Here is a 24078-nt window from a genome sequence, read left to right as displayed (position 1 = left end):
TTTTTGTGCAATGTAGCTTACTTTTCAAAAATCTTTAAACCACTTCAACTATTTTACACTCACACATTTTGTCTACACACTTCGCTTACACAATCTATCTTGCCATCAAACGAAAAATAGATGTTGGAAGAACAGTGCTGGCGAGATATGAACTAAACTATATTCTTATGTCGCCATTACTTTGATGTAACTCCCCCTACCTAACATTTTTGTCCCTTATGCATTAAATAGCAGTAACTTCCAGGGTTATAATTTACCTTAGCGCTAAAGTAATAATTTATAGATTAGGTGTGATTTAATAAGCTTAGCTAGATTGGTTGCGTAATCGAATTAAGCTTTGAATTTGTCCCATTGATGCCATCATTAAATGACATGCCTGTAAATATCCTTTTCGGTGATATTCCTGCAATAAATCAGCACTTAAATTTGCTAATGCTTTTTCATTGATGACATATAAGCCATCAAAATTGATATTTTCTTGTTCTTTATCTGCAGAGTGTCTTTTATTCATTGAGATCCCAAGTTGAATTGCCTCAACCAACTCATTATCCACTAGTGATTGGATAAAAGATTCTGTACGAACAATCCCTTGAGCTAACTCAAAAACCATTCTATTCATTGATGTAAGGTATTCAGTTGGTTTTCCGTCTGATGTAAACAAGTCTTGCGAATCGGCGCTTGTATTTCCATCAACAACACGTCGATTGTTCATATCTATGGTTAATACGGTATTAGTTTCACTCATTGGCTCAGAAGAATGATCTTTACGCGCAACCATAAACGGCTGTCGTCTAATGTGTAATGGAATGTAATGGCTTCGCCAATTAGCATCTGCAAGAAATAAGTTCTCACCTGATTCAAAACCCAGTAATGCATGTAATCCGAACTGGCCAGTTTGATTGTTTTTAAGCAAACAACAGGGATATTCTAGAATCAGGCTCCGTAGCTCATCTGCGATAACGGGGACGAAATGAATATTTTCACCAAAATCTTGCCCATGACCAACGAGAACTTTGGTGTTTTTGTGTGTATTACTATCTACAATAACGTTTTTCATAAAAAATCCTTATTTATACTCGTTGCAAACCATATTGTTTGATTGAATTAATCAGATCACGATTAGACATTAAATTAGCTTTGTACTGAGACGTTTGTAGATTCACTTGTTTAAATTTCTCGTAGGCTTTTTCACTTGCCTCTGTTGAATAGCCCCAGTGTGATGAAGCGGTTTTGAATCCCATACCATAAAGCACATACTGATAACTGGCTGCGGGGAACACTTCAGTGGCATGAATAAAATCATTATCACTGGGTGGTTGATATTGCCATAGTGACAATAGCGATTTAAGGCTACTAGGAATGCTTTCAGGCTTGCGGTTATCGCACCAAAAGTCACTGTCTTGACGCTGACTTAACATATAGTGCAGTTTTAAAAAATCGATGATTCTTTCCCATCGATAAGTGAAAGTCTGATTAAATCGCTCAGAAACGATCTCCATACATTGACGATTTGCTGGCAATTGCTCAGCTATCATATTGGCCGAAATCTCAACTAATAGTAGTGCAGAAGCTTCTAGCGGTTCTAGAAACCCCGCCGACAGACCAATAGCAACACAATTACGGTGCCAAAATTTTTCTCGATAACCAGGGTTAATTGGAATTTTACGAAAGGTAAGTTGCTCAACATCGTTGACCGTAGCCGATAAGTATTGCTTTAACTCCTCAATCGCAGCATGTTCACTGATGTAACGACTTGAGTAGACATGACCTACCCCTCTTCTACTTGATAATCCAATGTCCCATATCCAACCGGCTGTTTGAGCGGTAGAAATAGTATGTGACGCAATAGGACTGTTTTCATCGGAATATGGCACTTGTACAGCGATGGCATTATCAACAAACAACACATCTTTACAGCTTTTGAATCCCACTTGATAATGTTCACCAAGCAAAAGAGATTTAAAACCACTGCAGTCAATAAATAAATCACCTGATAAATCACCATGTTCAGCTGTTGAGACACAAGCAATATCACCATCATCATTATTGGTAACCGCCATGACATCATCAACCACATGCTTCACATTGAGTACTTTTATACAGTGCTGTTTCAAAAACTCTGAAAATAGTCCAGCGTCAAGATGGTATGCGTAGTTTGCGATTGCATCATATTCAGCTGTAGTGATTAATTTGGGCGCTAAACCCGCTTCACAAATAGCTTCTTGTGGGCTTAAACACATTGAAAAAGAATATTGTTTCTTTGGATTCTCATTATATGGAAATTGTATAGATAACCAATGAGATGCCAGGTTATCTTTTATTGGACCTTCAGGTAGCATTAATGGATGGTAATAATAATCGTCATGCTTTCCTGTCACCCATTTTGCAAACTTAGCGCCTTGCTTAAAGGACACATTACATTCACGAATAAAATCAGTTTCTTTGATCCCCATGTTTTTAAGCGTCCGGCGCATGGTAGGCCAAGTACCTTCACCAACTCCAATAGGCGGTATATTAGATGACTCGACTAATGTCACGCTGAAATTCTTTACATGTTGACTCGTTAATTTAGCAGCTAATGTGCCAGCAGTTATCCAACCAGCTGTTCCGCCACCAACAATCACAATGTTCTTAGTTAGTTTTTTACTGTCAATTTGACTCACAACTTTATTGCCGATTGGATGATTTTCATTCTTATTAGTCATATTTTCTCCAATTCTTGTTATCAAATAATTTAATCACAATATGCACAAAGCAAAAAAGGCTGTTACAAAAACGTAGCAGCCTGTTCTTTTTTAGTGAATATTTTTATTGGCATTATCGCCAACTATTAATTCTTTTGCATGGATAACTAGCATTAGAACTTAGCACTAATTCCTATGGTGTAACGAGGACCGTACTGCTCAGCAGCAAGTAACTGTTCCTCAAAACGACCGTAGCGGCGAACGGTTTCATCAGTTAAGTTAATACCATCAAGTGATACAGTGAGCATTTCGTTGATGTCATAACTTAAACTCATATCAAGCTGACCATAAGCTTCCGTGAAGGTTGGTTCATTACCAAGCGCTAGCAAGAACTCATCACGCCAGTTATAGGCAACTCGGGCTTGGAAACCATAGTTTTCGTAAAATGCAACTAAGTTACCAGAGTCACTTAAGCCGGTTAATGCGATTGTTTGATCAAAGTTATATGGATCAAACGATTCATCGCTGTTTACGAGGGTATAGTTAGCAACTGTACCGAACCCACTGTCGCCAAACATGTATTGAGCATTAAATTCCCAACCATCTACTTCGCGGTTTTGTAAGTTATCTGGCGTCGCAACTTCCCAAGTAATAACAGGATCAGTTGCCGTACCGAGACAATCTGGATTTGGTGTATCAGATGCATCAGGACAACTAGCACGAGGATTTACACTTGGATCAGTCAATGGTTGGCCATTAACGTCATTAATTGAGCGGTTCTCAGTACCAGCGCCGATAAAGTTCTCAACGTACTTTTTAAAGTAACCTGCAGATGCGAAACTACCGTCATCAAAGTACCATTCAAGTGATAAATCAAAGTTATCTGAAGTAATTGGTAATAGGTTCGGATTACCTTGTGAGGCATTAAATGGCCCACCAGGTCTTGCTGACACATTCGTTGCAGGGAACATTGCACTCACCCCTGCTCTCGATAAAGTTCGGCTATAAGAAAAACGCGTCACAATTTCATCTGTTACTGACATATTAAAGTCAAAATTAGGCAAAATACGGGTGTAACTACCAGACAACTCATCTGCTGTTGCTGTGTCATCATAAACAGGTCTTAACTCCTGAGCATGACGGTAGTTCATTGCAATAATGCCATTTTGTACTGAATACGCCGTAACATCCGTGTCTTCGTAACGGACACCAACATTCATTTTCACTGGCATGTCATTAAAGTCAGTGTCAAAATCGAATGATAAATACGCAGCAAAGGTTTCTTCATTTACACCATTCGTTTTGATGTTAGGCTCAGCAAATAAACCTTCATTTTTAACGATATCAATAAACTGATTTACATCATATTGTGAAATATATGGGAATAATTGGTTAGCACCTGGGAACTGATCCGCTGTATCGCCTAATGGAATAAAGCCAAGATCTAAACCGTTTAATGGCACATCAACGAAAGAAAATACTTCGCTCAAGCGTGTATCAATGGTGTAATCTGTATTCATCACGCCAAAATTGATTTTAGTGAGCGCACTGTCAGCAGCAGCGTTTTCCCAAGTACCTGAAAAACGGTATTGCTTAACATTGTTTTCCATTGAGTAACCGCGTTTTTGATATAAATCAGACACGATATTGTCTTTATTGTATGCGCCACCTGGTAAATTAGAGTCATCAACAATAATTTTAGGGATATCACCAATAAAATCTGCACCGATTAATGCAACAGAACCAGATGGGTTTTTAAGGTTCGCTAAGGTTTCAGCGGTTTGACCATCAGGATTTGATTCAGATGTTGAATCATGGACGTCAAGTTCAAAACTCAAAGTATCTGTGGCTTGCCATTCAATATTCAAACCTAATGAATCGTTTTCTTTCTCTTGGTAATATTCCCAAGCCCAGAAATTCAACTCATCATCTTGATCTCGTGGGTTCCATAAGGTGCCATTTGCATTGGCTGATCCACTTGGATTATCGAACCAAAATGCTGAGCGATTGGTATAACTCGTTTCTTCGAAACGCGAAATAGTATAATCAACCGTCGCAACTACTGAGTCGACAGGTTGAATCTGTAAAACGGCTTGGGCATTTTGACGAGTTCGTTCAGTATCTAAATGCTCTGTTTTAGCAGTCCAAGGCGTCCAAATTGCTTGTTCTGGATTTTTGTTAGTGTCAATTGCCGATAAATCAACATTGTCACGACTACGATTTCTTACCCAACCATCAGTTCCAACGATATCAGTGTGACTATCTCGTTCTGAATGAGATGCCGACAATAAGAAGCCCACTTTGTCATCAGCAAAGGTTTGGCTAATCATGCCTGAAACTTCAGGAGTAACAGAGTCACCCTCTTCAACGCTTGTATCGTAAATTCCTTTTGCGCTTACAAAGGCTTTAAAACCATCATAGTCAAAAGGTCTGGCTGTAGTGATATCAATAGTTGCACCGATACCGCCAGAGGTAATATCCGCTTTACCAGTTTTATACACATTTACGCCAGATACACTCTCTGCAGCAATTTCACGAAAGTTAAAGCTTCGTGATACGCCTTCAGATTGTAAAGCTGAAGAGTTTGGCATTTGACGACCATTCAAGGTCACCAAGTTAAATTCAGGTCCAAAACCACGCACTGTGACTTTATTACCTTCATTATTTGCACGATCAATGGATACACCTGCGATGCGTTGCAGCGACTCCGCTAAATTAGTGTCAGGCAATTTACCTATATCTTCAGCACTGATTGCATCGACCACACCATCAGAATAACGCTTAGTTTGAGCTGATTTAGTCAGAGAACTTCGAATACCTTTGACTTGAATAACTTCCACTGCGGTTTCTGCACTATTGCCATCAACGCTGTCAACTTCCTCAGCTTGTGCCCCAACACTTGCTGCTATCAACATCGCACAATAAACAGAGTTAAATCTGAATTTTTTATTTTTCATCATGAAAAACCTTCTTGTTATCGGATTTTAAGCCTTAGTCCGACCGCATGCATTAGCGCACAATTGTGATCGAATTGTTAACAATCTAGCTACTTATTAAGCAATATGTCAATAGTTTTTTGAAGTTTGTCTATTGTTGACAATTTTTAATGCTTTTTAATGACGCTCAAAAGTACGTAGATAAATGTTTTTATATCTATGAAAAAAACGGATAAATAGCCATATTTATCCGTAATAAGCACTGGTATTGGTATAGTTAGGATTGAAAATGTTAGTTGGATTTAACTTAGGGCGTACTGGGCTAATTTACGTCTTTTACTGACTTTTTTTCTTCACTAAAACGCTTTTTATACAGAGTGCTATTAACAACTTTCGCGGCATCTACCAATTCGGTATAAGGTTTATCTGTCACCGAAACAAAACCGACATTATAGTTTTCGCCATCATAAGCTCTGCCGGTTAAAGGCGAATCAATATATTGAAACCAATGCGCACCGACAAAGTATCGATTCTCGATGACACTTTTCATATACTCTTGATACATCAGGCCCCTATCAGCTTGAGATTGTGCAGGCACTAGGCCTGGGTGTAACAAACCTGAGTCGAGTGAACCATTATGAAACTCACCAATAATGCTTGGCCGATTAACTTCCTCTAAAAAGGCCCAAAAGCCTTTATCTAAGCCTTCGTTATAATAGTTATAACTCATCACATCAGCATATTTAGCCGCTGCCTCGCGGATCTCTGACGTCATACCCCAACTGGCAAATCTCGCCCCCATATATAAATGGTTGGGCATATATTGCTTCAAGGTCGAACTCACTGTTTTAAAATATTGTTCAGCATATAAGGTAAGTAGCATCGATAAATCAGCGCTAACAGCATCGTTGATATTCTTTAAACGCACGCCTTTTATGAGATCATCCCAACTGAACTTTTGCTCCCACGCCTTGTTTAAAGAGTCAATCGTTAAATACTTGCTCTTTAATGCATCAACAAACGCCACTTTTGCTGGGCTGTCTTCAGTTGAACGACTTAGGGTATTGATCACAATTCCATACTGGCTTTGTGTACTGCCCATCATGCCCCAACTTTTTTCGTTATCAATAAATACCCCAATACACCAAGGGTTGTTATCGACTTCTAAGGCTATTTGCGCAATAGTGGCTCTAGCACGTACTGCAAAAACTGGGTCAAAAGGATCTGGTAGTGGGCTCCAATAATCATTACCACTGCTGACCGTTTTGAAGTCACCTATAATCCAACCATTCGCAAAATATGGTAAGCGATTCATTTGGTAATACCCGGGGTCTACCCAGTTTCCAAATGAGGTAAAGCCCCAGCTGTGCATACGATTAATAGTATTATCTTTCCATTTTTCAAATAATTTTTCAGGGTCATTTTCAGCAAATTTACGTTGTAAGTTTGTCCGATAAAAACTAAAAGTCTCCCCAGAAAGTACCGGGCCAGTATGAACACTGCGACGATAACCAAAATTCTGCCCTAAGGGTTCATCATAACTTGGCAGCCAGCTAAACATGTCACTGCGTAGTGCCGAGACGAGTTTACGACTGGGTAAGGCTTGATGGTCAACTTGGTTCAATCCTAGTGAGTCTTCAGGTGTTAAGTCAGTGGCTAACTTAATATTTATCAGCGCGGGATCAAAATCATAGCCAGTAATAGTTGAGGTATTAGCCATGCGTATATTGGCAATACCATTTGAAAAGAACAAATAGCCTTCGGGGTCAACTAAGGTCCATTTATCTTGATACTTATCCACTCTAAAATAGCCTGTTGCAGCTAGTTTGGGGCCATTTATCCAGCCGTTAAATTGACTTCGATCGGCAAGTCGTGGGGCTTTTTCAAGTAGGGCGATTTCTTTTGCACTGTGCTGTTGTAATGCTTCAACAGAATTCACCTTGCCGTTGAAATAGTGTTTTGCATTTTGACCAAACTGATCAACCAAGCCGACTAAATAATCACTTATTACCGCTTTAGGCGTTATTAAGCGCACATTATCAAACGAAAGATGTTTATCGACTAAAGAGCCGCCAACCTGAAACTCAAAGGCTGTTATGTGGTGTAAATCTAGGTCTTTTTTGCCACCCCGCCATTCAATTTGTTCATAGTCTGTGAGCCAATATTTAGGGTTTGAACGAATTCCGGTATTGTGGTCTAACTCATCACCACTTAACACAATGTAATAGGTTTTGGAGGAAGACGCCGGAATAACCGTACTGCGTGATTGGTGGTCGTTTAAATCAAACGCTTTAACATAGAGTGGCGTTGATGCGTCGGCATGATTAGTAATGTCCACCGCAATGGCAACATCTTGGTGACCGCTTACATCCCATGGTGATGCTGCCTGTAAACTAATATTGGCTTTATAATTAACTTCAGATTTAAAGGTAACTTCAAGGGCATTATTGCTGCCGCTATTCGCTATGGAAAACAGGGCATTTTTTCCAATGATGTTTTGTAATTGGTCAGCATTTTCAAAGTCGAACAGCGTACGTTCAAGATAGACATTATCCACCTTTGAAACCGTATCTTTGGCTGTATCAGACGTATTAGCTGTTGCGGCTTCTGCTGGAGTATGGCCATTGCAGCCCAATAATGTCGCTAGGCTCCCTAGTAAAAGCAAGCCACACACTGCATGCGATCTATTTGATATGTTATTTGAAACCTTTATTGGAACATTATTTAAAAATAGTTCAGGCATATCGCCTCCTGCAATATAGTCAGCAAAACGACTACGCTGATAATGATTAATTAACGCCTTAAAATTTCACTTCATACCTGCCGAATACTAAATCACAGTTGCAACAATCTATTGCACAGGCTTGCCAGTGCAAAATGGTTAATGATGGAATACAACAGGATGAATTAACTTAAAAATTGAAGCCTTGAGGAGAACCCTCAAAGCTTGGTAACAAATATCACTTTATTCAGCTTCGTTAATATAAACGGTTTTCTTTTCTACGTATTGTTCTAAACCATACTTACCGTCTTCACCGCCCATACCACTCATTTTCCAACCGTTATGGAAGCCTTGGTGTTGTTCACCTAAACCGCGGTTAACATACACTTCACCCACTTCCATTTCGGCAATTGACTGGTGAATGTAAGCCAAGTTTTTGGTGTATAAATACGCCGACAAACCGTATTCACTGTCGTTGGTATAAGCGATCGCTTCATCAATTGAATTGATTTTAATGATCGGTAAAACCGGCCCAAACGTTTCTTCATGAACCAGAATGTTATCTTGCTTAACATCGGTGATAACCGTTGGTTCATACCAATGCCCGCCTTCAAAGCCTGCTACATTAGCCACTTTACCGCCGGTAGCTAAGGTTGCTCCTTGAGCAAGACTTTTCTGAACTAATGTATCGATATTATTGATTTCATTGGCATTCACTTTAGGGCCCATGTCTGTTGATGGGTCCATTGGATCACCCACTTTAAGGGCTTTTACTTTCGGCAAAAACTTATCCATAAAGGCGCTGTAAATGTTCTCATGAACATATAAACGCTCAGCACAAGTACACACCTGACCACAGTTAGCAAAACGTGCTGTAATGGCATCATCTACGGCTTTATCAAGGTCAGCATCTTCCATCACAATAAAGGGTGCTTTGCCACCAAGCTCTAGCATAACTGGCGTTAAATGCTTACCTGCTGCTTGATAAATAATTTGACCAGCACGCGTACTACCCGTCATGGTGATCAACTGAGTAATTTCACTTTCACATAAGTGTTGCCCAACCAGTGAGCCGGTGCCGTTAACAATATTCAACACACCAGCAGGAATACCTGCCTCGTTAGCAATACGACCCAGTTCTAAGGTGGCTAATGGCGTTTCTTGAGTCGGCTTAATAACAATACTATTACCTGTAACTAACGCAGGACCGATTTTTCGGCCAGCCAAAGCTAACGGGAAATTCCACGCGGTAATCGCTACCACAACACCTTTTGGTACTTTATGTATGAATATTTTTTCATTTTCATTGTCAGATGGCAGAATATCACCTTGCAGTGTTAACGCATTATCACAGGCATATTCGACAAATGTGGCTGTGACATTCACTTCCATCTTTGCCACTTCTAATAGCTTGCCTTGTTCTTTTACTAACAATTCAGCTAAACCATCTAAATTGCCGCGAATACCCGCAGCAAATTTACGTAATATGGTTGCTCGCGCTCTAGGAGTGAGTTTTGCCCACGCTTTTTGAGCACTTTGAGCCACTTCTAATGCATCTTGAGCATCAGCAACACATCCTTTCGGAATAACACCGACTAACTCTCCAGTACTAGGTGAAAATACTGAAATAGTGCCATCAGATTTTGACGGTACGTACTCACCATTAATGAAATTTACGTTATTTCTAATTTCCATGACTTTATCTTCCCATCCAACCGCCATCAACCAACAAAATACCGCCATTCATATAATCAGAAGCTGCGGAAGCTAAAAATACTGTCGGTCCTTTAAAATCATCAGGAGTTCCCCATCGCCCTTGTGGGATACGCTCTAAAATAGATTTAGAACGCACAGGATCATCACGCAGTGCTTCAGTATTATCAGTGGCAATGTAACCTGGTGCAATAGCATTAACATTAACGCCTTTACCAGCCCATTCGTTTGCAAGTGCTTTTGTTAGCTGACCAATAGCGCCTTTACTTGCAGCATAGCCAGGGACAGTAATACCACCTTGAAATGTTAACAATGAGGCAGTGAAAATAATTTTACCTTCACCACGTGCAACCATTTCTTTGCCAATTTCACGGCTTAAAATAAATTGAGAATTTAGGTTTATCTCAATGATTTTATCCCAGTATTCATCACGATGCTCAGTTGCTGGCTCGCGTAATATAGAACCCGCATTATTCACTAGAATATCAATATTTGCATGCTGCGTTTTTACTGTTTCGATAAAGTGATAAAGACTTTGTCTATCAGAAAAATCACATTGATATGGATAGAAGTTTTTACCTGCCGCTTGAACATTTTTTTCCACATCAGAACCTGATGCAGCAAGACTTGCTGATACACCAATGATATCAGCGCCAGCTTCAGCGAGCGCTTCTGCCATTGCTTTACCAATACCGCGACTGCAACCCGTTACTAAGGCAACTTTACCTGTTAAATCAAATTTATTAAGCATTTTGTTACCTTATTAACCGTTTAGTTTTTCTTCGCATGAAACCAGTGCTTTCATACCTATTGGATTATTATCCATACTAGCAAAAGCATTACTAATATTCTCTAAGTCACTGATAGATGTGATGAAAGGTTCTAAATCTATCTTACCAGCAGCAACAAGTTCAATCGCCATATCAAAATCAGCATGTTCGTATACTCGTGCACCTAGCAGCTCAAGTTCTTTCCAGAAGAATTGGAATAAATCAACTTGTGGTTTTTGAGCATGAATAGCCACCATGCAAATACGGCCTCTAACTGCCGCTACTTGCACCATTGAATCGACAGCAGGTTGTACACCAGAAACTTCAAATACCACATCTGCGCCCTTTCCATTTGTCCAATCTTGTACGTATTCTGCTAAGTCTTGCTCGATTGGGTTAACCGTTGGGATATCAAATTTATTTGAAAAGCTGCGACGACTTTCATTAGGCTCTGAAATGATCACTTCAGCCCCGACTGATTTAGCCACTAACGCAACAAGTTGACCAATAGGACCGCCACCAATGACAACCGCTTTTTCACCTGCTTTAAGACGTGAACGTGAAATATCATGGCAAGCCACTGACAATGGTTCAATTAACGCGCCTTGCTTCAAACTTACGTTAGCGGGCAGTTTGTGCAAAGTGCGCGATTTAACAGTCCATGAATTTTGAAAAGCGCCCGGAGTATCAATCCCCATAAACTTAAGATTTTGACATACATGCGTATGGCCAGCATCACAGGCAGGACAATCACCACACCAATCTAACGGACGCACAACAACACGTTCCCCGACGCTGTATCCACTGACATTTTTGCCTAACTCGGCGATGGTGCCAGATATTTCATGACCAATGGTATGCGGCGGATTAACACGTTGATCCATTACGCCGTGATAAATGTGCATATCAGTACCACAAATACCAACATAACCTACGTTCAATCGAACTTCATCGTCTGCAGGAGCAACTGGTGAAGCCTCAATAATTTTGAATGACTTGTTACCTATATATTGAGCAGCTTGCATATAATTTACCTTATGAACTCATTTTTAAATGGGGTGTTAATAACGCATCGTCAAAGACAACACCGGTACCAGCAATATTCGGCGCAACAGCTTTGCCGTTAACAATTTTTAGCGGTGTTGTAGTGTATTCATCGATGGGGAATGAATGGACTTCTAAATATCCAGAATGGGGTTGTGACGCTAACAAACTCACGTGTAACTCATGCATGCCATGACTACAAACAGGAAGATTATTGGCATAAGCTAACTGTGCCACCATCAAAAATCCGGTAATGCCGCCAATGTTAGAAGCATCTGGTTGTAAAAAACCTAATTTTGATTGTTGGATTGCATAGGTAAACTCATGAATAGTATGTAAGTTTTCTCCCATTGCGAGGGGGATACTAGTTGCATCAGCAATGTCAGCATATCCTTGATAATCATCTGGAATGGTCGGCTCTTCAAACCATTTAATGTCGCAATGAGTAATAGCATTAGAGAATCTGATTGCTTGCGCTTTCGTCATTGAGTAATTGGCATCAACCATGAAGATACGATCTTGACCTATTAGCTCTCGAACAGCTTCAACGCGCCTTACGTCTTCTTTGTAATCGGCTTTACCTACCTTGATTTTTACTGCTTCAAAGCCGCGTTCTAAATAACTTTTAATATTATTAAGCAGTTTGGGCTGGTCAAAATTTAAGTCGATGCCACCAGCATAACAATTGACAGTATTACTATGACCACCAGCGACTTTCCAAAGTGGCAAGTCTAAGTTTTTACATTTGATGTCCCATAATGCGATATCAACAGCTGAAATAGCGAAACTCAATAAACCACCACGACCGACATAATGAAAATGCCACTGCATTTCATCCCATATAGCCATGATATCTGCTGCGTCTTTACCTAATAACAACGGTTTCATTTCATCATTGAGTAATGAATAAATAGCCCTTCCGCCTTTACCACCTGTATAGGTATAACCTACACCTTCATAACCATCAGCGGTTCGAATACGCATTAGAATGAGTTCAAAGTGGGTATGATCACCATGCTTAGCGTCTGAAAGGACTTCAGCTAACGGCACTTGATAGTATTCAACATTTATCGCTTCAATTCTTGTCACTTCGTTGGTCATATAGAGATTCGCTACCAGGTAATGTTTTCGATTTATTGTTAACAATTTACACTTATGTAATTTTAATGTAAAGCTTAAGTTAACTTCAAAGGACAAATTAATTCACTCGGTAATCGTCGCATTTCAAACAAAACACTGCTTACTAATGAGCCATCACTAATTAAACATGAAGGATTAATAGCCATTTACATTTATAGTTGCATTGTTTAATGTTAACAAAATTTAAAAGGGGTACTTTATGAACAACAGACGACTTACTCAGCATAGGAATGGAATTTCAATTGTTGGGCTAATTTGCATGATGGCATTTAATAATCATTATGTACTTGCAGCTACTCCCCCTACACCGATGTTTAACAAGGTAACCCAAGAAAGTCGCTTAAGTTCTTTTCCAGCTTGGAAATATGGCGGCCCTGTAACTGTTGATTTAAATAGAGATGGCAATTATGACTTGCTGCTAACTAATCATGACCAATGGCCAACTCAGTTATTTTATGGCAGTAACAAGGGGGCTTTTACTAGCGGACCGCATTTGTTAGCGCAAGCTGATGTCCATGGTATTTCCGCTGCTGATTATGACAATGATGGTGAAGTTGACGTCATTATCACTTTAGGTGGTGGTAATGGTACACAACCTAAACCACCGCGCTTATTCAAACAGCAGCGAGGTAAATTTGTTGATGTAACGGTACAAAGTGGGCTAGCAAATATGGGAGCAAGAGGACGCTCAGCCCGTTGGTTAGATGTCGATAACGACGGTGATTTAGACTTAATTCAAATTAACGCTGAAAAAATGATAACCGAAGATGTACCGCGTAATTTGTTATTTATTAATCAGGGGGATGGGAAATTCAAATATCATTCAAGTCCATTATTTGAAGACATTGATGCAGAAAAAATCTTGATAAGCCAATTAAATGATGATCAATATCCAGATTTAATTACCTTTAATGCTTATTCAGCGCTACAAATATGGCTAGGAAAAATCAATGGCCAATATGAAAATGCCACGAAACAGTATTTACCAGCTCACTTGCAAGATGTTGGCTTTGTTACTGCGATAGCCCAAACTGACATAGAAAATGATGGCGATACAGACTTATATTTAGCAAGGGGCAAGTCTTATTATCAAATAGCTAATAACGCGCTTTCTTTTGATAAAAAAACTACCCGCTTAGATATTCGTGATGAAGGTAATAAAAGCCAAGACGGTATTAGTTTTACCAGCCAAGGCCCCATTAAATTAGGCGACTTTTATCATTTCCCTCGTGGACCAAAGCTTATCAAGTTACCGGTGTTTATTGGCCAACATCATGCCCGAATCGATCCACCAAAAAGATCCATTACCTTGACGCCTGAATTAGCCAAAGGCAAACCGACAATAACCGAGTCTGGCTGGTACATCCATTATGTGGGGCAAATTCAACAAGGAGAAAATAAGGGCCAGCATCAATGGCGACTGGATTGGAAACTAAACGACAATCTTGCTTGGGATATCAGAGCTTCTATTACTGGAGTGACCTCCATTCAGCCTGATTGGCAGCCACAAGCGTTAGGGGTAGATGACATATTACTTGTTAATGATAATGGCCGCTTTGTAGACGCATCTTCAAGGCTTCCTCCTCAATCTAAGCATAACAATTGGGGAGTAATCAGCGCAGACTTTGACAATAATACCTATTCAGACTTTTTTGTTTACCGATTTGGTGAACTTAATAAACGAGTTGAAGATATATTACTGCTTAATCATCAAGGTCAATTTACTCAGGTTGAAGGCCATGGCGCTACTGCATTAGGTTCTCAAGCCCATGGCGATATGGGCACGGCGTTCGATATTGATAAAGACGGTTTTGTAGACATCATTAGTGGTGACGATGATAACGGTCAGTGGCAGGTGTTTAACAACCTAGGAGGTGTTGCACAAGCTGCCAGTAAAGCCAACTTTATTATTGTGAATGTAGGTTACAGCGCTTCAGGTATTGACCCATTAGGGGCAAAAGTAGTGATTGAATATCATCAAAAGTCCGCCACTCAAGCGAAAGGTAAAATTGACAAACAAGTATTTACTGTAGGCTCTATTAGCGCGGCACACTCTCAAAGCTTGATGAACATAGCTCACTTTGGTTTGGGTGAAGCAAATCAAGTAAAAACAATAACCGTTACGTGGCGAGATAATAGCCAGTTACAACAACATGACGTTGCCGCAAGTCAATGGATTAGTATGGGGAATTAACTCTTTAGAGACCTTTATGGCAACTCAAACATGAATATGAAGGTCAGGCGATGAGCCGTATGGTTCCCTAGCGTAAACCATAATATAACCATAATAAGGAAGTTTAGAACAATGAAAAAACATTTGATTTATAGCTTAATAACTTTGTTGTTTATAAGTTTTCATACCAATGCAAATGTTGAAAAAACAAATATCGTGGTAATTCTTGCAGATGATCTAGGGTATGGTGATGTTGGGTTTACAGGCTCAACACAAATAAAAACACCCAATTTAGATAATCTGGCTAAAAATGGAATCATATTTAAAAATGGCTATGTCACTCACCCGTATTGTGGGCCATCACGTGCTGGTCTACTAACAGGACGGTATCAAGCCCGTTTTGGGATGGAGAATAATGTCAGTTATGCACCTAACGATAAATATATGGGCTTAACTTTGAGTGAAAAAACCTTTCCTCAACGATTACAATCAGTAGGATACACCACTGCGGTGATTGGAAAGTGGCATCTCGGCGGTGCACCACAATTCCAACCTAATAATCGAGGATTTGATTATTTTTATGGCTTTTTAGATGGTGGCCATCACTATATGCCAAATAAAGTCACTGTTGGAGGTGATGGATATACATTACCGATTATGCGAAATACCGGTATAGCTGAATTTGATGAGTATTTAACAACTGCGTTAAGTAAAGATGCCGCTAAATTTATTACTGATAATGCACAAAAGCCTTTTTTCATGTATTTATCGTACAATGCACCTCATACCCCTCTAGAAGCCCCTGAACACGTTATAGAAAAATATAGTCATATTGAAGATCCCAACAGACGAATTTATGCGGCAATGATTGATGTAATGGATCAAGGTATTGGTATAGTGGTTAACACTCTTCGTCAAAATGAACTATTAAATAATACCTTAATCATTTTTTTATCTGATAATGGTGGAGTTTACCCTGAAGAGTGGCAACCAGAGAGTAATTGGGCAAGTAATGGCCCTTTTCGCCGCGGAAAAGTTGCATTACTAGAAGGTGGTATACACGTTCCTTTCATTGCGCACTGGCCAAAAAGAATTCAACCAGGACAAACATTTGATGGATTAGTGTCATCTCTAGATATTGCGGCAACGTCTGTGGCGATTGCAGAGGCATCAGACAAACAACTTGATGGCGTGAATCTTATCCCCTACCTTACGGGTAACAATTCAGGTAGCCCTCATCAGGCTTTATTTTGGCGTTTAGAAGAGGCCAGTGATATCTATGCTGTTCGTACAGTAGATTATAAATATATGAATCAACCTTTACCGAATGTTGGACGCAGTTTTTTCGATATGAAAAATGATCCTTATGAGTCTAAAAATCGAGTAGATCAAATGCCCCAAGCACAATCTGAACTAGCAAGATTATGGAATGAGTGGAATGAGCAAAATCAAAACAATCTATTGCAACAATCTTGGGAATACCAACAAGAAATGGATAACTTTTATGAACAACTTCAGCGGCGTAATCTACAACAAGCAACGCAAATAAAACCCTATCAAATTAAACAGTGATTACTAATCATCGAAACTAAGGTGTTGTATGAATGGTCTAGTTACGAAATCACGGGATTTAACTGACACGACTCTGATGGTCTTAGACCGCCATAAAGCATCAATCGGCTAACCCACTTAAAGTCCACTGCTGAAGCTTTAAATCCTGCTGAATGTATTAGCCTTTTTAAATCACTCGCATTCCAACGGTCTCTTTCTTGGCTGGCTTTAACTTTGGGCTTTTGCCCTACAGTCACGTTTTCAAATGGATTTTGGCTGCAGTAGTTCATCAACTTACACCACTTAAAAAACTGAAATCTGGCCGCTAAGTATTCTTTATTGATTTTATAACTTCTGCCCTGCGTGAGTAGCTCATCACGGTACTTCATCGCATCGACCGAGGTAATATCGTTAGTGCAAATAGTTTGAGTGCATTTTGGTGACCGGTGACCGGTGACCGATTGTTGTCAGTAACTCAATAAAGTGACAGGTTCGCTGTTCAAGTTATTTAATAGATAGTGGTCTAAAAACTGACTTCTTTTTGACGTTACAAATTCAGCATAACGAATAAAGTCCTTAATACAGGTTTGATGACCTATGGCATTGATTGTTTTTTCAGCGCGCCTGCGACATCGATATTACGAATAACCGCTTGTGTTCTGTTACGAGTCAACAAAGAAACTTTAATATCAAAAGGAAAAACTTTATCGCGTAACGATTTGTCTAAAAAGGTACGTATGAAGTACACGCTATTGGGAGCTTTGCTTATGTGAAAGGTAGGTACATTGTCTGAGCCAATCCTCTCAGAAAGCCCCTCAAATGCCAGAAAAAAACCGCTGATAATCAACGACCTTACTCGCATTTGTTATAGCTCAGCGATAGAAATTTGAACCCTACATTAATGTGCTACAAACCATTACTTAACTATTTTTCGAATATCTAGATAGCAAAAAGCCCGCTATAAATTAGTGGACTTCTATAAATATAGCGTAGAGATGGTGGTTTGAACCCTACATTGATGTGCTACAAACCTATGCAGTGTTATTTACTAAATTCTAGATAGTAAAAAGTCCGCTATAAAACAGCGGGATTTTCTTAAATATGGCAGAGATAGCGTATTTTTGAAAGAGGAAGCCTACATTGATGAACTACAAACCCATGTTTAACTATAAATACGCAAGAACGAAAAAAGGCTCATCATATCTGATGAGCCTTTCGTCTTTAATATGGCGAAGAGATAAGGAGTTGAACCCTACACTGATGCGCTACAAACCTTTTCAGTGAAACTTCATATTCCACAAAGCAAAAATCCCGTTACTTTGCAGTAACGGGATTTTCTAAATATGGCGGAGAGATAGCGTATTTTTGAAAGAGGAACCCTACATTGATGAACTACAAACCTATGTTGTTTTATATATTAAATTCTAGATAGCAAAAAGCCCGCTAATAAATTAGCGGGCTTTTCTAAATATGGCGGAGAGATAGGGATTTGAACCCTAGATGGGCTACAAACCCATGCCGGTTTTCAAGACCGGTGCATTCGACCACTCTGCCATCTCTCCGAACGCCGAGAATAATAATGTCCTCGAAGTGTTCTGTAAAGCATAACTTTACATAAAACTTACCGTTTGCTTAAGATGGCATCACTCTGCTGAATTTTTATCAGCATAGGCGCTAATTCGAGCAGGATCGGGCTTTACAAAACATTGTTTAACTGAAGTCCAGTTATCATGCTTTGATAATAAGTAGCCCAAATACACGCCTACAGCACTTAATGACACCCCTAAACCAATGGTCATTTCAGCATATTGGGCTAACAGAGCCACAATACTCGATGCACCAAATGCCATACCAATTTGAATAAAGTTCTGTAAACCAGCCGCCTTAGTCGCATTTTTACTGAATTGCTGCAGCGCATTGTTCACTACGATAGGATAAATTGCACCGTTACCAGCAGCTAAAATTGAAAAAGCGATCAGTAATGGGTAAATGCTTTCAATTTTCATAACTAATGTCACGATAGCAATTGCAGCAACACACACAAAGAACAGCGCTAATACATACTTAAGTGCTGTCGGTGCGCCAAGCTTTTTCACCAACACCTTGCTCATGTAGCCACCTACAATGAACATAATGGTTTGAGGAATAAAGCTTAAGCCAATGGCCTGCGCTTCATAACCGTACTTGATCATTACACTTGGCCAAACCGTTAAATAACTGAAGAAAGCAGCGGAACAAGCGCCAAAAATGACCACATTACCTAGATAATGCGTATTTTTTAAAATCGACTTGTAGCTAATGCTCTCTTGTACTTCCGCTTGCTTGGTCTCAGCCGCAACTAACCACTTAGTTAATACAATTAATAACAATGCAATAATCACCAATGTGATAAAGACAGCACGCCAGCCAAAATTACTGACAATTGATGCACCTATCAGTGGCGCAACTGCTGGTGAAAGTGCAACAAGCGGCATAATGTTTGAAAATATTTTCTGTGCTTTTTCAGCATCATATTTTTCAACCACAATCGCTTGCCAAATCACGCCAGCACTACATGCACCCAACGCTTGAAAAAATCGCGCAATATTAAGCATCACAATTGATTCACTAGCAACGATCGTGCCGCTGGCCGCTGCAAACAATGCAAGACCGATGATTAATGCTTTTTGCTTACCTACTTTTTCAACTAGTGGGCCATATAATAATTGCCCTAGCGCTAAGCCTGCCAAAAAGGTGGTTAATGAAAAGGCCACATTATTTAAGCTAGTAGAAAATGAATCTGCAATATTCTGAAATGCAGGTAAATACATATCTGTAGCAATAAAGCCCAGCATACTCAGTAAAGCGAGGTAACCTAACAAAATAAAGTACTGCAAATTTGCAGACTTTGAATTAGTGGTAATGGATGATGCATTGTTCATGTAAAAAGGTATTCCAAGTTGAGACTATTAAAAACTGCGTGCAGTCTAATGACTTGCAAAAACTTTGTGAAACGTTTACTTTTGATGACTGCATTCATAATTTTTCATAGCAAAGGATAGCCCTTCATGCTTTCAGAACAAGCATTGGAAATGATAGATATAGTCGCGCGTGTCGGTAGTTTCACCGCTGCGGCCAATCAATTACACAAAGTTCCATCAGCCGTCAGTTATGCCGTTAAACAAATAGAAGACGAACTTGGTGTCATTTTGTTTGAAAGGCATCATCGTAGTGTAAGCTTAACTGAACCAGGTAAACACTTCGTGCAACATGCAAGAGAACTACTAGCTGAAATGAACGACTTAAAGCGCAGTACTCAGCGTGTCGCAAATGGCTGGCAGCCTACTTTGTCCATTGCACTAGATAATATTGTCCGTGCAGATAGGATTAGCGTATTAATTGCCGACTTCTACCGCCACTTTAGCGATGTAGAACTTATCATCCGCATTGAAGTCTTCAATGGTGTTTGGGAAGCATTGGCAACTGGTCGAAGTGACATTGCCATTGGCGCAACCACCGCTATCCCTGTCGGTGGCGTTTTTCAATATAAAGACATGCGCGACATTGAATGGGCGTTCTTGGTCAGTAAAAATCATCCTCTGGCCGATATTGAAACACCGCTTTCAGATGATGAACTACGTCAGTACCCTTCTATTTGTCTTGAAGATACGTCGCGAGAAATCCCAAAACGCACGACATGGTTACTCGATAATCAGCGACGTTTGGTCGTGCCAGACTGGATCCGCGCAATAAACTGTTTCAGGGATGGTTCAGGTATTGGCTATATGCCGCTGAACCTTGCTAAACCGTTTATTCAATCAGGTTCGTTAATTTCTAAAACACTTGAGAACCCAAAGAATGCCAGCCCTTGCTGTTTAGCATGGAACCAAGAAAAGATGTCTCCGGCATTGGAATGGGTATTAGATTATCTAGGTGATACAGATAAACTGCATCGAGAGTGGTTAGCGTAAACGACGAAATTGCTGATGTTTCATTTTTATCAATTAATTAAGCCAGTTATTCAATTGTAATGAGCCAAATGTCAGATTTAATGTTCAGTTAAGCTAATTTTTTAACAATGGCATTATGATCATTGGATTTAGCGTGATCCAATTAGCCTTTTAATAAGCCTTTTTTAGGTAATCAGGTGAGTTAGCTCTCTGATTTACACAATACTTATTGATCCGATGCAATTCGTTTACGAAGATTACTTTAAGCTGTAGTAAAGCTCAGGTATCATCAACTTAAGTCATTAGTAATTTATCAGTATGTTCCAAAGCTTTCTAATATAGGAACATCATTTTTTTAACGTCTTGGAGACTGTTATGAATCAACAAACTTTGTCGGGCCAACAAGCTACGACGATGGAAACCAACAAACTCATTAAAAACACTTACATGTTATTGTCCATGACATTAGCATTCGCAGCTGTAATGGCTGGTGTTGCAATGGCGATGAACATCGGTCCTTTCATGTCTATCGGTCTATCACTAGGCAGTATCGTAGTCATGATGGTTACCTTGAAAAAAGCCGATAATGCTTCGGGTTTAGCTTGGGTTTTCGCATTTACAGGTATGCAAGGTGCATCACTAGGTTACATTCTTAACCATTATGTTGGTATGGCGAATGGCCCAGAGCTTATTATGCAAGCCTTTGGTTTAACCTCAGTCATCTTTATCTCATTATCAGCATACGCAATCACCACTAAGAAAGACTTTAACTTTATGGGTGGTTTCTTATTTGCTGGTTTACTTGTGGTTATTGGTCTTTCTTTAATCAACATGTTCTTTGTAAACAGCGGCGCGATGTTTATGGCACTGCAAGCAGCTGTAGCGATGATTATGGTTGGTTTAATCCTTTATGATACAAGCCGTATCGTAAATGGTGGCGAAACAAACTATATTCGCGCAACAATCTCATTATTCTTAAACTTCATTAACTTATTCATGGCCCTACTACACTTGTTAGGCATGGGTAACGATGATTAATCAGTGAGTATCGGTATTAATCACTTATTTATGACCTTGTGATTAATCAGCTAACTACGCTAAAATGGCTCCCTTACAGGAGCCATTTTTTATTGTTATGAATAAATTTATTATCCAAGTTAATGGCACAGTTTATGGCTCTACCGCCAGTTTCCGCGCCCTTCGTTTTACTGAAAGCGTTTTGTCTTTGGGCCATCAAGTCAGTCATGTTTTCTTTTATCAAGATGGTGTGATGAACAGTAGCGCTTTAATTTGTCCCGCCTCTGACGAGCATGATTTACATCGAGCTTGGACTAAACTCGCTACTGAACATAATCTACATCTTGTTAATTGTGTTTCTGCTGCCTTAAGGCGTGGGGTTTTGTCGGCACAGGATGCAAACGAAAACCGTAAAGATGCTTTCAACGCCAGTGACAAATTCACAATGGGCGGACTCGGTGAACTCGTTACCGGTATTGAACAATCAGATAGATTGATTTGTTTCTAATGATTAAATACAGCGGTAAGACAAAGGTACTCAGTTAATGAAAAAAGTATGTGTCATCTTTAGACATAGCCCAATAGGCAATACTTCAAGTCGCGAAGGACTCGATTTTGCCATGTTAAGTGCAAGCTTTGAGCAAGAAGTCAGTGTGGTATTTACTGATGAAGCGGTTTTACATTTATTGCCTGAACAGCAGCCTGAACTCGTCGGCAGTAAGGATTACTTAGCCACTTTTAAAGCGCTTAGTTTATATGATATTGACACTGTTTTGGTTTGCCAAGAATCAGCTAAACAATTTGGTTTAAAAGAAAGTGAATTTAATTTTGAAGCTGAAATGGCGAGTGTTAAACAGATACAGCTATTAATTCAGCAGGCAAATGAAGTGGTGGTCTACTAACTATGATATTGCACCATATTCAAAGCTCAGTAACGGCTGATAACGCCCTTAGCACTTGTTTACGTTACATTGATGCTCAAGACAGCATTTTACTCGCTGACGATGCGCTAAATTGTTTACTCAATACTCAATGGCAACAACGCTTGGCTGACTTCAAACTGTATGTGTTAATTGAAGACATTGAAGCCAGAGGCCTAAGCGAGCGTTTACCTCAATCAGCCAATATCTCAATCATTGATTATGACCAGTTTGTACTGGCTACATTGCAACACACTAAGGTGATCACTTGGTAGAATCATTTGAATTTAACGGTCAACACATTGAAGTTGATGCTAAAGGTTATTTAAAAAATTACACAGACTGGTCGCCAGAAATGGCGCCAACATTGGCAGCAACTGAAGAGATTGAACTCACCGAGCAACATTGGGAAGTGATTAATTTTGTGCGAAATTTTTACTTAGAGTTTAAAACCAGTCCTGCAATACGTGTATTGGTTAAGGCTATAGGTCAGTCATTAGGCGCTGATAAAGGTAACTCTAAATACTTGTATACCCTTTTCCCTGTCGGACCGGCTAAACAGGCAACTAAGATAGCTGGGTTACCAAAACCAGCTAAATGCATCTGATTTTACAGTAGAAAATGAAACACTGCTCTTATCTTAGTTTACACAATTTGGATTACTTTACTCGATTTAGGTCACTTTAGTTTAATACGACCTAGAGACATTAGGTTTGTATAAATTGAGATAAGAGCAAGTTAAATTAACAATAATTAGCTTTAAAATCATACAGTTACCTTTAAGCTAACTTCTACTCTGGCAGGTAATCTCGCCCAGGTTTAATTAAGTCACTTTCTCCCACCGTTTTATCATTTAAAGCTGAGCCATAGTTTTCACGGCAATATGTACAAGGGCTCATTTTATTGATTAGCCGGCCTTTTTTAGTGTATTTACGAATATATGCATGGGATATGGTGACATTTTTACGGTTCAATAATGTATCGCCGCCAACTTTAGTTTTCAAATCATTGACCGCTGCATCTTCAGCACACATTACGTCATCTGCTCTGCCCCAACCAAAGATGTGTTCACCCTTATGATTAATATGTCTCGCCGCAACCCACGGGCCGCTATGGTGCCCTGTTGGTTCACCATTGGGGTGGTAAGAAGGTTTATTGGCTAACTCATAGGGGATTAATTCAAGGGGGTCGGTTGGCGCTATTTCACAATTTTTATCTAGTGCTGAACTTGGATTTTTGGTGACAAAGAAATGATGATTATGACTCAATTTAACATCACAATAATGGTACCTAGGGTCAATTTCAATCACTGTGACTATAGATGCAGCAGTGCCACTACTAGCGATGATACTTGCTCTAACCGCCAAATCACCAGCTAAAACCCATTGGTTATCAGATAACTTAAAGAAATGCGTTTTGTCGACATACATCTTTGTCGACATCCCATCTATGACATATTCGATTTCTAACATCTTCATC

General features: G+C 39.6%; 19 protein-coding genes and 1 tRNA gene. 8 read left to right on the top strand and 12 right to left on the bottom strand.

From position 1 onward, the window contains the following. Positions 1-304 precede the first annotated feature (304 nt). The 8 genes from L2737_RS11865 to L2737_RS11830 all read right to left on the bottom strand — a co-directional run bounded on the left by L2737_RS11865 (position 305) and on the right by L2737_RS11830 (position 12970). Positions 305-1057 carry a SapC family protein gene (locus L2737_RS11865; protein WP_248955836.1) on the bottom strand — a complete coding sequence of 251 codons (753 nt, stop codon included), beginning with the start codon at positions 1055-1057 and terminating at the stop codon, positions 305-307. A gap of 13 nt (positions 1058-1070) precedes the next feature. After that, complete coding sequence (locus L2737_RS11860; RefSeq protein ID WP_248955835.1) at positions 1071-2705, bottom strand: tryptophan halogenase family protein; 1635 nt, start codon at positions 2703-2705, stop codon at positions 1071-1073. Between the two features lie 152 nt (positions 2706-2857). After that, positions 2858-5641, bottom strand: coding sequence for a TonB-dependent receptor (locus L2737_RS11855; RefSeq protein ID WP_248955868.1), 2784 nt, complete (start codon positions 5639-5641; stop codon positions 2858-2860). 301 nt (positions 5642-5942) lie between these two features. Next, positions 5943-8363, bottom strand: coding sequence for an agarase (locus tag L2737_RS11850; RefSeq protein ID WP_248955834.1), 2421 nt, complete (start codon positions 8361-8363; stop codon positions 5943-5945). Between the two features lie 222 nt (positions 8364-8585). Next, on the bottom strand, positions 8586-10037 hold the full coding sequence (aldA, locus tag L2737_RS11845) for an aldehyde dehydrogenase (RefSeq protein WP_248955833.1): 1452 nt from the start codon (positions 10035-10037) through the stop codon (positions 8586-8588). Between the two features lie 4 nt (positions 10038-10041). Then, complete coding sequence (locus tag L2737_RS11840) at positions 10042-10806, bottom strand: SDR family NAD(P)-dependent oxidoreductase (RefSeq protein WP_248955832.1); 765 nt, start codon at positions 10804-10806, stop codon at positions 10042-10044. A gap of 12 nt (positions 10807-10818) precedes the next feature. Beyond that, the gene (locus L2737_RS11835; RefSeq protein WP_102435832.1) at positions 10819-11850 is read right to left on the bottom strand and encodes a zinc-dependent alcohol dehydrogenase; all 1032 of its coding nucleotides are present in this window, start codon (positions 11848-11850) and stop codon (positions 10819-10821) included. 10 nt (positions 11851-11860) lie between these two features. Then, positions 11861-12970, bottom strand: coding sequence for a mandelate racemase/muconate lactonizing enzyme family protein (locus tag L2737_RS11830; protein ID WP_248955831.1), 1110 nt, complete (start codon positions 12968-12970; stop codon positions 11861-11863). Positions 12971-13208: 238 nt separating this feature from the next. Between L2737_RS11830 and L2737_RS11825 the strand changes: the two genes are divergently transcribed. Then, positions 13209-15203 carry a CRTAC1 family protein gene (locus tag L2737_RS11825; protein WP_248955830.1) on the top strand — a complete coding sequence of 665 codons (1995 nt, stop codon included), beginning with the start codon at positions 13209-13211 and terminating at the stop codon, positions 15201-15203. Between the two features lie 111 nt (positions 15204-15314). After that, entirely contained in the window at positions 15315-16754 is a 1440-nt protein-coding gene (locus L2737_RS11820) for a sulfatase-like hydrolase/transferase (RefSeq protein ID WP_248955829.1), read from the top strand. A 41-nt stretch (positions 16755-16795) separates the two neighbouring features. On the opposite strand, the gene L2737_RS11815 is transcribed toward L2737_RS11820, so the two are convergent. From L2737_RS11815 to punC, 3 genes are all read right to left on the bottom strand, one after another. Further along, a complete protein-coding gene (locus tag L2737_RS11815) occupies positions 16796-17122 on the bottom strand; it encodes a site-specific integrase (protein ID WP_248955828.1) in 327 nt (108 codons plus the stop codon). A 1082-nt stretch (positions 17123-18204) separates the two neighbouring features. Continuing rightward, positions 18205-18295 (bottom strand) — tRNA-Ser (locus tag L2737_RS11810). 81 nt (positions 18296-18376) lie between these two features. Next, entirely contained in the window at positions 18377-19654 is a 1278-nt protein-coding gene (punC, locus tag L2737_RS11805; protein ID WP_248955827.1) for a purine nucleoside transporter PunC, read from the bottom strand. 126 nt (positions 19655-19780) lie between these two features. On the opposite strand from punC, the gene punR reads away from it, so the two are divergent. From punR to L2737_RS11775, 6 genes are all read left to right on the top strand, one after another. Continuing rightward, complete coding sequence (punR, locus tag L2737_RS11800; protein ID WP_102526182.1) at positions 19781-20683, top strand: DNA-binding transcriptional activator PunR; 903 nt, start codon at positions 19781-19783, stop codon at positions 20681-20683. Between the two features lie 354 nt (positions 20684-21037). Then, positions 21038-21700, top strand: a complete 663-nt coding sequence (locus L2737_RS11795; RefSeq protein WP_102526183.1) for a Bax inhibitor-1 family protein — start codon at positions 21038-21040, stop codon at positions 21698-21700. A 97-nt stretch (positions 21701-21797) separates the two neighbouring features. Beyond that, on the top strand, positions 21798-22187 hold the full coding sequence (gene tusD, locus L2737_RS11790; RefSeq protein ID WP_102526184.1) for a sulfurtransferase complex subunit TusD: 390 nt from the start codon (positions 21798-21800) through the stop codon (positions 22185-22187). 37 nt (positions 22188-22224) lie between these two features. Further along, positions 22225-22581 carry a sulfurtransferase complex subunit TusC gene (gene tusC / locus L2737_RS11785; RefSeq protein ID WP_102526185.1) on the top strand — a complete coding sequence of 119 codons (357 nt, stop codon included), beginning with the start codon at positions 22225-22227 and terminating at the stop codon, positions 22579-22581. A gap of 2 nt (positions 22582-22583) precedes the next feature. Next, positions 22584-22874, top strand: a complete 291-nt coding sequence (tusB, locus tag L2737_RS11780) for a sulfurtransferase complex subunit TusB (RefSeq protein ID WP_248955826.1) — start codon at positions 22584-22586, stop codon at positions 22872-22874. Continuing rightward, entirely contained in the window at positions 22868-23206 is a 339-nt protein-coding gene (locus tag L2737_RS11775; RefSeq protein WP_102526187.1) for a TusE/DsrC/DsvC family sulfur relay protein, read from the top strand. Before tusB ends, L2737_RS11775 begins: the two co-directional genes overlap by 7 nt. 184 nt (positions 23207-23390) lie before the next feature. Here the strand turns inward: L2737_RS11775 and L2737_RS11770 are convergent, their stop codons facing one another. Continuing rightward, on the bottom strand, positions 23391-24071 hold the full coding sequence (locus L2737_RS11770) for a hypothetical protein (protein ID WP_248955825.1): 681 nt from the start codon (positions 24069-24071) through the stop codon (positions 23391-23393). Positions 24072-24078 lie beyond the last annotated feature (7 nt).

Origin of the sequence: Shewanella electrodiphila (assembly GCF_023283985.1) — a bacterium.
GTDB classification, from domain to species: Bacteria; Pseudomonadota; Gammaproteobacteria; order Enterobacterales; family Shewanellaceae; genus Shewanella; species Shewanella electrodiphila.
Note: the sequence above shows the minus strand (reverse complement) of the source record. Positions and strands in the feature narration are given on the sequence as shown.